Below are 14,266 nucleotides of genomic sequence, written 5' to 3'. Positions count from 1 at the left end.
CGCTCAGGCTTCGCCGAGATCGGGCTCGGTCAACAGTCCCTGGCGCAGCGCGAGGCGGACCAGCTCGATGTCGGAGCCGACGCCGAGCTTGTCCTTGATCAGGGAATGCAGGTTCGCCACCGTCTTCGGGCTGACATGCAGCGTTTCGGCGATCTCCTCCGTCGTCCGCTCGGCGAGCAGCAGCCGCATCACCTCGAACTCGCGGGCGGTGAGGACGTCGGCGGCCGAGCTTTCGCCGCCGAGCCGGCTCAGCGCCAACTCGTGGTCGATGTCGGGGCTGATGGCGATCTTGCCGGCGAGCACGTCCATCACGGCCCGCACCAGCGTTTCCGGCGGGCTGGTCTTGGTGACGTAACCTCTGGCGCCGGCGCGGATCGCCTGCACGGCGAAGCCCGCATTCTGATGCATGGTGAAGATGAGGATCCTTGCGCCCTTGTCCCATTGCCTGATCCGCCTCACGGCCTCGATGCCGCCGATGCCGGGCATGCTCAGATCCATGATGACGAGGTCAGGCGCCTCGGATTTGTACAGCCGGTAGGCCTCCGCGCCGTCAGCAGCCTCGGCGATGACGCGCAGGCCCGGCTGCTTCTGGAGCACGGAGCGATAACCCTCGCGGACCACCGAATGGTCGTCGACCAGCAGGATGGAGGCATCGGCCGCGCTCATGCCGCATGCTCCAGCACCTGCCGATCGGCGGCGGTGAGCGGAATGACGACGCGCAGCGCCGAGCCGCCGTTGGCACCGACTTCGAAGCTCATCCGGCCGCGCAAGGCCGCAACGCGCTCGCGCATGCCGAGCAGGCCCATGCCGGATTTGACCGACGCGTCGTTCGGCCGGCCGTCGTCGTCGATGGCAAGCGCGATCTCGTCTGCCGCCATCGTCAAATGCAGGTCCACCTTGGTGGCGCCGGCGTGCTTGGCGGCGTTGGTGAGCGCCTCCTGCACGATGCGGTAGAGGTTGGCGCTGATCGCGGCGGGCAGAGTCTCGACCGCGCCGTCGAAATGGATCGAAAAGCGCGTCTCGCCGCGGCTGCGTCCGTTCCAGCCCGCGACGAGGCCTTCCAGGCTCGCAACCAGCCCGAGCTCCTCGACGTCGGGCGGACGCAGCCGGAACAGCGCGCCGCGCAGCGTCTCCATCATGCTGGTCGCGGTCCGCGAAATACCGTCGCATTCGCCGAGCAAAGCGGGGCAGTCCTGCGCGGCGGTCTGGCGGGCGGAGGAGGCGAGGGCGCGGATCGCGGCCAGCGACTGGCCGAACTCGTCGTGCAGCTCGCGCGCCAGATGGCGGCGCTCGTCGTCCTGCAGCGCGATCAGCTTGCGCGTCAGCTCGCTGCGCTCGGCGAGCGCATTGTCGAGGCTTTCGGCGAGATGGTTGAAGCCGTCGCGGATCGCGGAGAGTTCGGCCAGATCGAACGGCGGCAGCCGCGCCGAGAGGTCGTTGGCGGCGATCCGCTCGAGGCCGGTGCGGATCAGGCGGGTCGGGCGCAGCGCGCGCGCCAGCGCGGCGTAGACCAGCAAGCACAGCAGCGGAAGCGCGATCGCAAACGCAATCATCAGGCGGCCGGCCTCGTGCCAGGCTTCCGCCGTCTGCACGGCCGGATCGACCGAGACCACGGTCTCGCCGAGCTTGGCGCCGCGCACGATCACGGGCCGTGCCGCTTCGCGGCCGGGGTCGAACAGGCTGCGATAGAAGGCCGCGAAGACCTGCGGCGACGGGCTCGCCGGGGCAGGCGCACCGCTGCAGAATCGCTGCAGCATCTCGCCGCTCGGGCCACGGAAAGCAAGACACAGGCCGGGCGTCATGACATAGGCCGCGACGGGATCAAGGTTGGGAAAGTCGCGCGGGCCGGCCACCCACTGGATCTTGCCTTGCTGGAGCTCCAGCGACTTCGCGACGATCGCGGCGATGCCGTCGATGCGCGCGTGCACCGCGCGGTCGGCCGCGATCAGGAAATAGGCGGAGATTGCGGCGAAGCAGGCGGCCGTTATGGCGGCCACGCGCAACGTCAGACGGACCTTGAGATCGAATCTCGGGCGGTTCCACATCGGGCAGCACCTAGCGCGAACAGGCTTGTCGCCGCCGCATTAAACGGCAGAACGCCAGCCGCGCAAAGCGCCACGCGTTACCGCAGTGCAACGACGTGAAATTTTCCCGGCGCTCACCGGGACGGCCCCCGTTGCAGGGTGTCAGGCTGCCGCCGAGATTTGCCAACCGCTCCATCTGCGAGGCCACGCTCATGCACCTCTCCCGGTTGATCGTTCCTGCTTTTCTCCTCGCTATCCTTGTGGGTGTCCGGCCTGCCGGCGCGGGCACCGAGGCGGCCGCCCCAGCACCGGCCGGCGTGTCGATTGAGGACTTCCAGTATCTGGATACGTCCGGCGAGCCGGTCGACCAGACCGCCGCCCACGAGAAGCAGCTGGGCGCGTTCATGGCCGCGCTGCGGCGGGATGTCGGGGCCGACAAGCGCTACCAGCTTGCGCCCGCCGGGCAAGCCGATGCAAAATTCAAGGTCGTCGGCGGCGTCCAGAAGACGAGCACGCTGGTGCAATGGGCGCGGGTCGCCGTGATCGATACCGCGGCCAAGAAGGTCCTGTTCGAGAAGCTCTACACATTCCGCGGCGACAACGACGAGGCCTGGGACCGTGCCGAGGCGTTCCTCGCCCGCGAGGTCATTGCGGCGCTCGGCACGCCCGCGCCGGTCGCGCTTGCGGTGTTCGATTTCGAGCTGGAGGACATGACGGCCGCATCGGGGGGCACCTTGGCCGGTTCAGACGCATCGTACCTCGCCGAGACCACCGGCGGCGTGCGTGACGTGCTCGGCCAGTCCGGCCGCTATCGCATCGTCGACGTCGGCAGCGCGAGCGGCGAGGCGGCGAAGGCGCGCGCGTTACGCGACTGCGGCGGCTGCGAGGCCGCGATTGCAAAAGAGCTCGGCGCGGATCAATCGCTGATCGGCGTGGTGCGGCGGGTCAGCCGCACCGAATACACGCTCGGCTTCCAGCTGCGCGACGCCCGCACCGGCGCGGTGCTGGCGCGCGGCGACAGCGGCCTGCGCCTCGGCGCGGACTATTCCTGGAAACGGGGCGCGGTGCGGCTGGTCAGCGACCGGCTGATCGAGAGCCAGCAGGCCGCCGGCGCAGCTAAAGAGCGATGAGACTCATCGCCCTTTAGATCTTTGTTTGAGCATGATCTTTTCGGAAAACCGCTGCACACTTTTCCGGATCATGCTCAGAAAGTAAGCTGCACCTTCATCGACTGCGAGCGGTCGCTGGCGAGCTCGAACGCGGCGACCGCGTTCTCGAACGGCATGGTGGCCGTGATCAGCGGCTTCACGTCGATCAGGCCTTCGCCCATCAGGCGCACCGCCAGCTCGAACTCGGGATCGAAGCGGAAGGTGCCGCGGAGCTGCAATTCCTTGGCGACGATGGAATTGATCGGCAGCGTCATCTCGCCGCCGAGGCCGAGTTGCACCAGCGTTGCGCCGGGACGGAGCACGTCGAGCGCGGTGCGCAGCGCCGCCTGATTGCCGGAGGCTTCGAACAGCGTGTCGAACACGCCTTTGCCGGCGCGCCAGGGATCGAGCGCGCTGGCATTGGCTGCGACATTGATGGCGTGCGTCGCGCCGAGTTTCCTGGCGACCGCGAGCGGCGCCTCGGCCACGTCGGTCACCACGATCTCGGCGGCGCCGCCGAAGCGCGACACCAGGATCATCAACGCGCCGATCGGGCCGCAACCCGTGATCAGCACGCGCTTGCCGAGCAGGGGGCCGGCCTGCTTGCCGGCATGCAGGCACACCGCGAGCGGCTCTGCGACCGCGGCTTCCGCCAGCGAGAGCTTGTCCGCGATCGGCACCGCCTGCGTGGCATCGACCGTGATGAACTCGCGGAAGCCGCCTTGCACATGAGGGAAGCGCATCGCACTGCCGAGGAAGCGCATGTCGAGGCACTGGTTGCGCATGCCTTCCTGGCAATGCAGGCACTGGCCGCACGGCCTGCTCGGATTGACCGCAACGCGCGTGCCCGGTTTCACGTCGGTGACGCCGTCACCGACGGCCGCGACCACGCCGGCGATCTCATGGCCTAGCGCCATCGGCTGCTGGATGCGCACCACGCCGAAGCCGCCGTGATGGTAGTAATGCAAGTCGGAGCCGCAGATGCCGCCATTGGCGATCTTGACGCGGACTTCGCCCGGGCCGGGGGCCGGATCCGGGTAAGTGTCGATCCGCAGATCCTTCGGGGCGTGGATGACGACAGCGCGCATGGCTTGCTCCTGGTTCGCGGATCACATCGCGGCGATCATGCCGCCATCGACATAGATGATCTGGCCGTTGACATAGGTCGAGGCGTCCGACGCCAGGAAGATCGCGGCACCGACCAGCTCGTCCGGCCTGCCCCAGCGCTTGGAGGGGATGCGGCCCATCAGCCAATTGTTGAAATCGGTGTTGTTGACCAGCGCCTCGTTCATGTCGGTCAGCATGTAGCCGGGGCCGATCGCGTTGGCCTGGATGCCGTGCTGGGCCCATTCCACCGCCATCGAGCGGGTGAGATTCTTGATGCCGCCCTTGGCCGCGGTGTAGGGCGCGATGGTGGGCCGGGCGAGCTCGCTGCCGAGCGAGCCGATATTGATGATCTTGCCGTGCTTGCGCGGGATCATGCGCTTGGCGGCCTCGCGGCCGATCACGAAGGCGCTGGTGAGGTTGGTCTCGATCACCTTGCGCCATTCGTCGGTGGTGAACTCCACCAGCGGCTTGCGGTGCTGGATGCCGGCATTGTTGACGACGATGTCGACCGCGATGTTCTTCTTGTCGAAGTCGTTGAACGCCGCGACGATTGCGGGCTCGTCGGTGACGTTGAAGGCTGCGCCCTCGGCCTGATGCCCGGCGGCCCGAAACTCGGCGACAGCCTGCTCGACTCGCTTGGGATCGACGCCGTTGACGATGATCTTCGCGCCGGCCTTGGCCATGCCTTCCGCGATGGCGCGGCCGAGGCCGCGGGAGGAGCCGGTCACGAGCGCCGTGCGCCCGGAGAGATCGAAAAGAGAGGTGCTCATGTCAGAAAGTCCTTAGACGTTGGAGCGGCGCACGGTGAGATCTGAGCGCTCGAATACGGCGGGCAGAAGGTCGACGCCGAGACCGGGTCCCTCCATCGGATAAACAAAACCGTCCTTGATCACGGGCATGGTGGTGACGAGCTCATTGTACCAGCCCTTGTAGAAGGCGCGCACCGATTCCTGGATCAGGGTGTTGGGCTGGCTGAACGACATGTGGATGGCGGCGATGAAGCCGATCGGGCCGATGCAATCGTGCGGCGCGAAGGGCCGGTGATAGGTGTCGGCCATCGCCGCGATCTTGCGGCCCTCGGTGAGGCCGCCGGTCCAGCACAGATCCGCCATCACCACGTGCATGGCGTCGCGGTCGAGCATGTCCTTGTAGGGAAAGCGCGAGCCCAGCGTCTCGCTGGCGCAGACCCAGACGTCGGTCGAGCGGGCATATTCGGCCAGCGCCTGCGGCGAGTTCATCCGGATCGGGTCTTCGTACCAGGTCGGCTTGTAAGGCTCGAGCGCACGGGCGATCTGCTTGGCGGTCGGCAGATTCCACAGCGAGTGGAGCTCGACCATGATCTCCATCTTGTCGCCGACCGCTTTGCGGATCTTCTCGAACGGCTCGATCGCCTGCTTCATCTGCGCGGCGGTGATGTAAAGGCCCTTGTTCTCCTGCGCCGCCGGATCGAACGGCCAGATCTTCATCGCGGAGATGCCGCTTTCCAGCAGGCTCTCGGCCAGTGCATCGGCGTGATTCATGAAGCCATCAAGGTCTTCATAGGGGCCCTTGGACGCCCCGAGATTCCAGTTCGCGACCGGGCTGATATTGGTCGAGCGGACATATTGCGTGCCAGCGCAGGTGTTGTAGATGCGCTGCTTGTCGCGGCAGAGGCCGCCGAGCATCTGGTGCACCGGCTGATTGCAAACCTTGCCGAACAGGTCCCACAGCGCGATGTCGATCGCGGACGCCGCGCGATATTCCACGCCGGTGGAGGACTGCGCCATCGGCAGGTTCAGCATGTCGCGGTGGATGGCTTCGATGTGCAGGGGATTGCGGCCGAGCAGGCGGCCGGTAAAAGTGTCGTGGATCTGCGCCTCGACCGCGCCCGCGCCGTAGAAGGTCTCGCCGAGCCCGATCACGCCGGTGTCGGTGTGGATTCGCACCCAGATGACGTTGGAGAATTCCTCGGTGCGCAGGGTCTCGATCGAAGTGATCTTCACTGCAACAGTCCTCCCATGATAAGGCGCCTCGCGCCCGTCTTGTTGTTCGTGTCTATGCCGGTCAAAACCGGCGATCCCGGTAGGCAGTCATACGCCCGCTTGTAATATATCACAACATGTTTTAAGGATATCACAAATAAGCCGCCGCTCGGCAGCGCGAGCAGGGTGGCAGGGAGGACAACATGGCCCGGCGCAAGCGCGCGCTCGAAGTGGTGAGAAGCGACGATGACGGCGAGGGCAGGCCCTCCCGGCGCAATCGTCTCAACTTCTTCGAGCTGGCCTATCAGAGGATCGAGGAGCTCCTCGTTCATTGCGAGCTCAAGCCCGGTCAGTTCATGACCATGCTGGAATTGCAGCAGATCACCGGCTTCGGGCGCACGCCGGTGCACCACGCCGTCAATCGTCTCTCCGCCGATACGCTCATCATCATCCGTCCGCGCCACGGCCTGCACATTGCCCCGATCGACCTTGCACGCGAACGCATGCTGCTGGCCTTGCGCCGCGACATGGAGCGGTTCGTGATCCGCCTTGCGGCCGATCGCGCCAGCCTCTCGCATCGCAATCAGGCGCTGCATATCGAACGTCTCCTGCGCGAGCGCCGCGCCAGCCTGACCCTCGACGAATTCAACAGCATCGACCGCCGCATCGACGCGCTGGTGCTGGAAGCCGCCGGCGAGCCGTTCCTGGTGCACACGCTGCGGCCGCTGCACACGCTGTACCGGCGCATCGGCTACATCCACCACCGCTTCATGCCGGGGCAGGCCGATCTGTCGGGCACGATCGATTGTCATCTCGCCATTCTCGCCGCGGTGGCCAGCCGCCGCGTCGATGACGCTGTGAAGGCGAGCGATGCGCTGATCGACTACATGGGCGAGATATTCACCGGCATGGAAGCGGGGATCGATCCGCGCCTGCTCGATTGCAGCATCGAGCCGCTGCTCGGCACGTAGCGAGTTTTGAAAAGAGGACCAAGCATGACAACGATGGCGATGCCACAACCGACCGCGAGCGAAGCCGCGGTCCGCTACCTCATCACGAACTACAGTCCCAAGGGCAACAAGGTCGGCTGGCTGATGATGGCCTCGATCCTGGTCGAAGCCTGGGACCTCTATTCGATCGCCTTCGTGCTGATCTTCATCAAGGAGCAGTACAATCCCACGGCGCTGATGCTGGGCCTTGCCGCGGCGGGCACGCAGGGCGGTGCCCTGATCGGTGCGCTGCTGGGCGGCTGGCTGTCCGACAAGATCGGCCGCCGCGTCATGTTCCTGGTGACGATGGTGATGTTCATCGTGCTGGCGCTGGCGCAGGCCTTTGTGCCTGACGTCACCTGGCTCATCGTGATCCGATTCCTGCTCGGCATCCCGCTCGGCTCGGACATCTCGACCGGCTACACCTACATCATGGAATCCATGGCCAAGGGCGAGCGCGAGGTCATGGGCAACCGCTGGCAATTCATGTTCGCGGTCGGCGAGGTCCTGACCATCGGCGTCATCGTGATCTTCCTCTTGATCGACATGCAGCACGAGATGCTGTGGCGGGTCACGCTCGGCCTCGGCGCGGTGCCGGCACTGATCATCCTACTGATGCGCCACGACGTGCCGGAGACGGCGGTGTGGCTGGTGCAGAAGGGACGTTACCGCGAGGCCAAGCAGGTCGCGCGCGAGATGTTCAACGACAATCTCGACATGCTGCCGAATCATGACGTGGTGGTTCCCAAAACCAGCACCCGTGCGTTCCTCGCCGACCTCAAGAAGGACCCGATTCGCTGGCGCGCCACGCTGTATGGCTGGATCGCCTGTTTCACCCAGGCGAGCGAGTTCTCCACCTTCGCGTTCTATTTGCCGGTGCTGTTCGTGATGGTCGGCGTGTCGAGCGTGCTCGGCATCAACCTGGTGACGATGGCGCTGTTTTCCTTCGCCGCTTTGTCCGGCTGGGTCGGGCCGCTGCTGACGCCGAAGATCGGCCACCGCGGCATCGCGATCGCCGGCTTCTCGATCGTGTTCGCCTCGCTATTAGTCGCGGCCTTCGCGCTCTACACCGATAACAAGATCCTGCTGCCGTTCGCGGCCGCCGCGATGCTGTGGGGCCACTACTGGGACGCGTCGAACTGCATGACGATCCCGACCATGGTCGCCAAGCCGAAATATCGCGGCACCGCCAGCGGATTCGCCTACATGTTCGTGAAGCTGCCGTCGTTCCTGGCGATTTTCCTGTTCCCGACGGTGTTCGCCGCGATCGGGCAGGCGAATGCCACGCTGATGGTCGCGATCTTCCCGCTGATCGGATTGCTCGCCGCGATCTTCATCCTGCCGGAAGTCTACGGCTACGAGAACGACTGACGATGCGCTTCCCGGTCGCGGCGTCGTCGCCGCGATCGGGACTGATTTCGGAACGCTGGGGCAGGCGACTACGGGCTCAGGAAGACCGGATCGATGCCCATCCCATGGCCGAGCAGGCCGAGCGCCTGAAGCTGGGCGGAGTGGAGGTCGACCTCCACGATGACGAACAGTGTGAACAACACCACTGCGGAGACGACCAGCAGGGGATGGGCCGTCTCGACACCGCTCTCGCTTGCTGCGGTGAGGCTCCGGATCGCGCGACGCAGAAAGGAGCTCTGCGGCAACGCTTTCGATTGGATCTGCATGATGAACCTTCCTTGCCGCGCGCTCTCGATCTGATTTGCGCGACAATGGAATTCTAGCCGCAGCGTCGCTGCCGGCATTGACGCACCGCAAATAGCTTGCGCTTAATTTCGAAGGTCGGAGCCTGCGTTACCTGATGGCCGCCGCCAGTGCCGCGATCAAGGCGGGCGGCGTCACCAGCAGGCCGAGCTTGAGGAACGGCCAGGCGCCGACCTCGATCTTCTCCCGCCGGAGCGCGACCAGCCAGAGGATGGTGGCGAGCGAGCCCGTCACCGACAGATTGGGGCCGAGGTCGACGCCGATCAGGATGGCACTGACGACCGGGGCGGGCAGATGATCGCTGGCCGCGACCGAGCCAGCGACGAGGCCCACGGGCAAATTGTTGGCGATGTTGGTCGCGATTGCGGTCGCGATGCCGACGCTCCAGGCGGCTTGCGGGACGGATTGCGCGACTGCTTCATGCAGCAGCGCGCTGAGCTGCGCGATCACGCCGGTCTTGACCAGCGCCTCCACCATGACAAAGAGCCCACCCACCAGCGGCAGCACGCTCCAGGACACGCCGCGCAGCACGGGCAATGGCGACTGCCGGCTGAGCAGCAGCACGATCGCGGCTGTCACGCCGCCGCAGATGAAGGTCGGCAGGCCCAGTTGCTTGTCCAGCGCGGACGCCGTGATCAGCACGGCGCCGATCGCGACGATGCCGATCGCCGTCAGCTTGCCGCCGCGGCCGAGTTTTGGATGCGGCACGCGGCGCGCAATCGTCTCCTCTTTCAGGGCCCGGTGCTGGGTCAGGCGCAGCACGACGTAGGTCAGCAGGATGGAGGCCGCCGAGGGCAGGGCGAACATACGCAGCCATTCCGTCAGGTGCGGCATACGCGCACCGAACACGACGAGATTGGCGGGATTGGAGATCGGCAGCACGAAGCTCGCGGCATTCGCGATGAAGGCGCAGACGAAAAGATAGGGCAGTGGCTTGGCGCCGGCTGCGCGCGTTGCGGCATAGACGGCGGGCGTCAGCACGATCGCGGTGGCATCGTTGGAGAGCAGCACCGTGACGAGCGTGCCGACGAGATAGATCAGCAGGAACAGCCGTTGCGGCGAGCCGGCCGCGTATTCGACCGCGAGCGCGGCGAGATAGTCGAACAGGCCCTCGAGGCGCGCGAGCTCGGCGATCAGCATCATGCCGATCAGGAAGAGGTAGACGTCGAGGCCTTTTTCGATGCCGGCAAGCGCGTCTTGCCACGGCAGCAAGCCTGATAGCACCAGGGCGCTCGCGCCGATCACCGCCCAGACCGCCTCGGGCAGGCGAAAGGGGCGGATGATGACGCCTGCTGTCGCGACGACGATGATGCTCCAGGCCCAGATGGCGTCAGACGGCACGGTCGGCAAGTTGATCTCCGGAAAACCGCTCTTGACTACCGTGCCCCGGATCGATCCGCCAGCCTCAAATCTCGGCTCGCGTCACCGCGCCACCGATAGCTTCTCCGTGATCGCCTTGCGCAGGATGCGCGAGAGCGATTCCACCGAATACGGCTTCTGGATCAATTCGAAACCGCGATGGGCGTTTTCGGCGAGCACGTTGCTGTAGCCGGAGGTGAGCACCACGGGCAGGCCCGGATAGCGCTCGCGGATGATGCCGGCGAGCTCGACGCCGTTCATGCCGGGCATGATGACGTCGGAGAACACGAGGTCGACGGCAAATTCGTTCTCGCCGAGGATCGCCAGCGCGGCGTTGGCGTTGGCAACGCGGCGAACGACGTAGCCGAGATCTTCCAGAAGCTCGGTGGAGAAGCGGCCGACCTCGTCGTCGTCCTCGACCACGAGCACGCGATAGCCGCGCCCGGTGGCCGCGGCCTCATGGGTCAGCGCCGCGGCCTCCTTGTCGGTCGCGGGGCTTTGTGCCTGCGGCAGATAGATGGTGAAGGTCGCGCCTTTGCCCTGGGTGCTCGTCACCGCGACGTCGCCCTCGGACTGCTTGGCGAAACCAAAAGCCTGGCTGAGGCCGAGGCCGGTGCCCTTGCCGACCTCCTTGGTGGTGAAAAACGGCTCGAAGATCGAGTCGAGATGTTCCGGCGCGATGCCGCTGCCGGTGTCGGTGACGGAGATCGCGACGTAGTCGCCGCCGCGCGCCGATTGCGCCCGCAGGCTGGGAATTCCGGAGACCTTGCGCACGGCGATGATCAGGCGGCCTTCGCCGTTCATGGCATCTCGGGCGTTGATGGCGAGGTTGATCAGAGCGGCCTCGAACTGGGCGATGTCGGCGACGGTGAAGCAGTCGGCATCGTGAATCTCCACCGCGATGTCGATACGGCCGCCGACCAGCGGCCGGACCAGCTGCGCGACGCCCTCGACCTGGCTGCCGACGTTGAAGATCTGCGGCTTCAGCGGCTGCCGGCGCGCGAACGCCAGAAGCTGGGCGGTCAATTTGGAGGCGCGCTCGACGGTCTCGGAGATGGCATCGACATAGCGGCGGCGGCGCTCCTCCGGCAGCTCGCGGCGGCGCAGGAAATCGGTGGCCGAGCGGATGATGGTGAGAAGATTGTTGAAGTCGTGGGCGACACCGCCGGTGAGCTGGCCGATCGCCTCCATCTTCTGCGACTGCCGCAGCGCTTCCTCGCCGCGCCGGCGTTCGGTGATGTCGACGGCTTCAGGGACGGCGCCGGTGATGTTGCCGTGACGGTCGAGCACGGGGCGCATGCCGAAGTCGAAATCGCGCTCGCCGATGGGAAGGCGCAGCCGCATCTCCAGCCGCACGGCTTCGCCCTTGAGCACGGTGTGGAAGGCTTCGCGCACCAGCGCGCTCATGCCCTCCGTCGCGCTGAACCAGGGCGTCTCCCACAACGGCTTTCCGATCACATCCGACGAGCTCGCCCCGATGCCGTCGAGTGCGGTGTTGTTGGCGTAAAGCAGCTCGCCCCTGAGATTGACCAGGCCCTGATACTGATTGCTGGTCTCCAGGATCGCGCGCAGCCGCGCCTCGTTGGATTCGAGCTGGGCGGTGCGCTCGGCGATGCGCTCTTCCAGCGTCTCGTTGAGCCGCCTGAGCTCGATCTCGGCCTGCTTGGCGACGGTGATATCGTGGGCGACGCCGATGAAGCCGATATGCTTGCCGGTCGGGTCCCAGCGCGGCTGCGATTCCGAGCGCAACCAGCGCCATTCGCCGCCGGCATTCTTGTAGCGCGCTTCCAGCACGAAGGGCTTGAGTGACGCTTCACCCTGGACCGATTGCTGCAGCACGTGCGGCAGGTCGTCGGGGTGCAGCACCTTGCGCCAGTCGAAGTCGATGGCCTGATCGTAGGGCAGGCCGACGAAATCGACATAGGCCTGGTTGGCGAAGGAGCGCTTGCGATCGAGCTTGGTCACCCAGATCGGCACCGGCGCGCTGTCGGCGATCAGCCGAAAGCGCTCCTCGCTCTCGCGCAGCGTCTCGCGCGCGAGCGCCTGGTCGGTCATGTCGATATGGGCGCCGACAAGGCGGATGGCGCGGCCGTCCTTGTCGCGCTCGATCTTGGCGACGACCCGGATCCAGCGGGTCTCGCCGTCATTGGGGCGGACGATGCGGTACTCGGCGCTGTAGTCTTCGCTCGTACCGGCGAGTGCCTCGATGAAGTGCTTGACGGTGGCGTCGCGGTCCTCGGGATGGATGCGGTTGACCCAATCCTCGTGCGATTCCTCCGCAGCCTCCGGCGGCAGGCCGTGGATCATCAGGTATTCGGGCGAGCGGCGGTTCTTGAAGCCTTCGCGAAAATCGACCTCGACGCCGCCGACCTTGCCGATGCGCTGGATGCGCGCCAGCTCGGCCTCGCGCTCCTGGAGCGCGCGATAGGCGTTGTCGCGCTCGCGCGCGACGTCTTCGAGGTGTTGGCGCAGCCTTTCGGCAGCGATGGTCTCGGGCAAGGGATCGTTCAAGGCATCGGCCGTTGTCATGCGGGAGCGCACGTGCCGGACCGATATTCACACAGACGGAGCGTGATGGCCATTGTTTAGAGGGATTGGGCTGGGAAAGGTCGCCATGAAACGGAGGGCGATACGTATGAACGAACGCTGGGTCTGGCAATTTGTTCCGGCGACTGGAACGATCGGCCGGCGGAGGCGTCTTCGCGAGGCGTCACGAACGTCTTTGATAAGGCTCTCTTTCCGAAGAGGATAAATCTTGAAGCTCTTTGTCTGCCAGGCCTGCGGCAACGTTCTCTATTTCGAGAACCGTGCCTGCGAACGCTGCGGCCATCGGGTCGCCTTCCTGCCGGAGAAGGAGACAATGTCGGCGATCGAGCCCGACGGAGAGGCCTGGCGAATCCTGGCCGACAAGGGCGAAAGCCGGATGCTGTGCCGGAATACCGAGTACGATGCCTGCAACTGGCTGACGGATACGGGCGAGGGCAACGGCTATTGCCGCGCATGCCGCCACAACGGCATCGTGCCGGATTTGTCCGACCCCGCCCAGCTTGCCGGCTGGCGCGAGCTGGAGGTGGCGAAACACCGTTTGTTCTATTCCCTGATCCGCTGGAAGCTGCCGCTCCAGGCCCGGCAAGACGATCCCGAGCATGGTCTGATCTTCAATTTCCTTGCCGACGATCCGAACAGCGCAGAGAAGGTCATGACCGGCCACGACAACGGCTTGATCACGATCGCGCTCACCGAGACCGACGACATCGAGCGCGAGCGGCGCAGGCTCGAGATGGGAGAACCCTACCGTACGCTGCTCGGGCATTTCCGGCATGAGGTCGGGCACTATTTCTGGGATGTGCTGGTCCGCGATGGCGGCAAGCTCGAGGAATGCCGCGCGGTATTCGGTGACGATTCCGCCGATTACGGCCAGGCCCTGCAGCGTCACTATGCCGAAGGCGCGCCGCCGGATTGGCAGCAGAACTATGTCTCGGCCTATGCCACGATGCACCCCTGGGAAGATTTCGCCGAGACCTGGGCGCATTATCTTCACATCGTCGACACCCTGGAGATGGCCGCCGAGTTCGGCATGGAGGTGCGTCCCAAGGTCGACCGCGACGGGGAGTTGACGGCGCGCATCCGTTTCAACCCCTATGAGGCCAGGGACGTCGAGGCGCTGGTCAACGCATGGCTGCCCTTCACCTTCGCCATGAACAGCGTCAACCGCGCCATGGGCCTGCGCGACCTCTATCCCTTCATCCTGTCGCCCGCCGTGGTCGGCAAGCTGGGCTTCGTTCATGGCCTGGTCCGGGACGTCGCCAAGTCTGGGAAGGCACAGGACGCCGCAGGGCGTCCCTAGGGCTCGCCGAGCCCGTTTCGGTCTTGCGCTGGTACGCCAGATGGCCCGGATTTAGACCGTTGCCTCCGGCCCATTTTGATGTACCACGGGAGCCACACGGCCCGTCCCATAGGCCCCA

12 protein-coding genes are annotated in these 14,266 nt (G+C 65.7%); 4 read left to right on the top strand and 8 right to left on the bottom strand.

Annotated features, from left to right (window positions below):
* Positions 1 to 3 precede the first annotated feature (3 nt).
* Together BM190_RS25325 and BM190_RS25320 are read right to left on the bottom strand one after the other, a co-directional pair.
* Positions 4 to 666: a response regulator gene (locus tag BM190_RS25325; RefSeq protein WP_028140919.1), complete on the bottom strand. Its 663-nt coding sequence runs from the start codon at positions 664 to 666 to the stop codon at positions 4 to 6.
* A complete protein-coding gene (locus BM190_RS25320; protein ID WP_092260080.1) occupies positions 663 to 2,045 on the bottom strand; it encodes a sensor histidine kinase in 1,383 nt (460 codons plus the stop codon). The genes BM190_RS25325 and BM190_RS25320 overlap by 4 nt, the downstream gene beginning before the upstream one ends.
* 191 nt (positions 2,046 to 2,236) lie before the next feature.
* Between BM190_RS25320 and BM190_RS25315 the strand changes: the two genes are divergently transcribed.
* On the top strand, positions 2,237 to 3,154 hold the full coding sequence (locus BM190_RS25315) for a DUF3280 domain-containing protein (RefSeq protein ID WP_177237277.1): 918 nt from the start codon (positions 2,237 to 2,239) through the stop codon (positions 3,152 to 3,154).
* A gap of 74 nt (positions 3,155 to 3,228) precedes the next feature.
* Here BM190_RS25315 and BM190_RS25310 read toward each other — a convergent pair whose 3' ends face one another.
* From BM190_RS25310 to BM190_RS25300, 3 genes are read right to left on the bottom strand one after another with little or no spacing between them, the layout of a single operon-like run.
* Complete coding sequence (locus BM190_RS25310; RefSeq protein ID WP_092260076.1) at positions 3,229 to 4,260, bottom strand: L-idonate 5-dehydrogenase; 1,032 nt, start codon at positions 4,258 to 4,260, stop codon at positions 3,229 to 3,231.
* A 21-nt stretch (positions 4,261 to 4,281) separates the two neighbouring features.
* Entirely contained in the window at positions 4,282 to 5,049 is a 768-nt protein-coding gene (locus tag BM190_RS25305; protein WP_092260074.1) for a glucose 1-dehydrogenase, read from the bottom strand.
* Between the two features lie 12 nt (positions 5,050 to 5,061).
* A complete protein-coding gene (locus BM190_RS25300; protein ID WP_092260072.1) occupies positions 5,062 to 6,261 on the bottom strand; it encodes a mandelate racemase/muconate lactonizing enzyme family protein in 1,200 nt (399 codons plus the stop codon).
* Positions 6,262 to 6,443: 182 nt separating this feature from the next.
* Between BM190_RS25300 and BM190_RS25295 the strand changes: the two genes are divergently transcribed.
* Together BM190_RS25295 and BM190_RS25290 are read left to right on the top strand one after the other, a co-directional pair.
* Positions 6,444 to 7,211 (top strand): GntR family transcriptional regulator, encoded by a 768-nt coding sequence (locus BM190_RS25295; protein WP_018320647.1) that lies wholly within the window; start codon positions 6,444 to 6,446, stop codon positions 7,209 to 7,211.
* Between the two features lie 24 nt (positions 7,212 to 7,235).
* The gene (locus BM190_RS25290; protein WP_018320646.1) at positions 7,236 to 8,600 is read left to right on the top strand and encodes an MFS transporter; all 1,365 of its coding nucleotides are present in this window, start codon (positions 7,236 to 7,238) and stop codon (positions 8,598 to 8,600) included.
* Positions 8,601 to 8,668: 68 nt separating this feature from the next.
* On the opposite strand, the gene BM190_RS25285 is transcribed toward BM190_RS25290, so the two are convergent.
* From BM190_RS25285 to BM190_RS25275, 3 genes are all read right to left on the bottom strand, one after another.
* The gene (locus BM190_RS25285) at positions 8,669 to 8,905 is read right to left on the bottom strand and encodes a hypothetical protein (RefSeq protein ID WP_092260389.1); all 237 of its coding nucleotides are present in this window, start codon (positions 8,903 to 8,905) and stop codon (positions 8,669 to 8,671) included.
* A 127-nt stretch (positions 8,906 to 9,032) separates the two neighbouring features.
* Positions 9,033 to 10,283, bottom strand: coding sequence for an arsenic transporter (locus BM190_RS25280; protein WP_092260387.1), 1,251 nt, complete (start codon positions 10,281 to 10,283; stop codon positions 9,033 to 9,035).
* 81 nt (positions 10,284 to 10,364) lie between these two features.
* Positions 10,365 to 12,842: a hybrid sensor histidine kinase/response regulator gene (locus BM190_RS25275; RefSeq protein ID WP_092260070.1), complete on the bottom strand. Its 2,478-nt coding sequence runs from the start codon at positions 12,840 to 12,842 to the stop codon at positions 10,365 to 10,367.
* A gap of 214 nt (positions 12,843 to 13,056) precedes the next feature.
* On the opposite strand from BM190_RS25275, the gene BM190_RS25270 reads away from it, so the two are divergent.
* Positions 13,057 to 14,148, top strand: coding sequence for a zinc-binding metallopeptidase family protein (locus BM190_RS25270; protein ID WP_092260068.1), 1,092 nt, complete (start codon positions 13,057 to 13,059; stop codon positions 14,146 to 14,148).
* Positions 14,149 to 14,266 lie beyond the last annotated feature (118 nt).

The organism is Bradyrhizobium sp. Rc3b (assembly GCF_900114915.1).
Taxonomy (GTDB): Bacteria; Pseudomonadota; Alphaproteobacteria; order Rhizobiales; family Xanthobacteraceae; genus Bradyrhizobium.
Note: the sequence above shows the minus strand (reverse complement) of the source record. Positions and strands in the feature narration are given on the sequence as shown.

Bases quoted from the DNA above. Each gene is read 5' to 3' on its own strand.
- BM190_RS25325 (WP_028140919.1), bottom strand. From the start codon at position 666: ATGAGCGCGGCCGATGCCTCCATCCTGCTGGTCGACGACCATTCGGTG.
- BM190_RS25320 (WP_092260080.1), bottom strand. From the start codon at position 2,045: ATGTGGAACCGCCCGAGATTCGATCTCAAGGTCCGTCTGACGTTGCGC.
- BM190_RS25315 (WP_177237277.1), top strand. From the start codon at position 2,237: ATGCACCTCTCCCGGTTGATCGTTCCTGCTTTTCTCCTCGCTATCCTT.
- BM190_RS25310 (WP_092260076.1), bottom strand. From the start codon at position 4,260: ATGCGCGCTGTCGTCATCCACGCCCCGAAGGATCTGCGGATCGACACT.
- BM190_RS25305 (WP_092260074.1), bottom strand. From the start codon at position 5,049: ATGAGCACCTCTCTTTTCGATCTCTCCGGGCGCACGGCGCTCGTGACC.
- BM190_RS25295 (WP_018320647.1), top strand. From the start codon at position 6,444: ATGGCCCGGCGCAAGCGCGCGCTCGAAGTGGTGAGAAGCGACGATGAC.
- BM190_RS25290 (WP_018320646.1), top strand. From the start codon at position 7,236: ATGACAACGATGGCGATGCCACAACCGACCGCGAGCGAAGCCGCGGTC.
- BM190_RS25285 (WP_092260389.1), bottom strand. From the start codon at position 8,905: ATGCAGATCCAATCGAAAGCGTTGCCGCAGAGCTCCTTTCTGCGTCGC.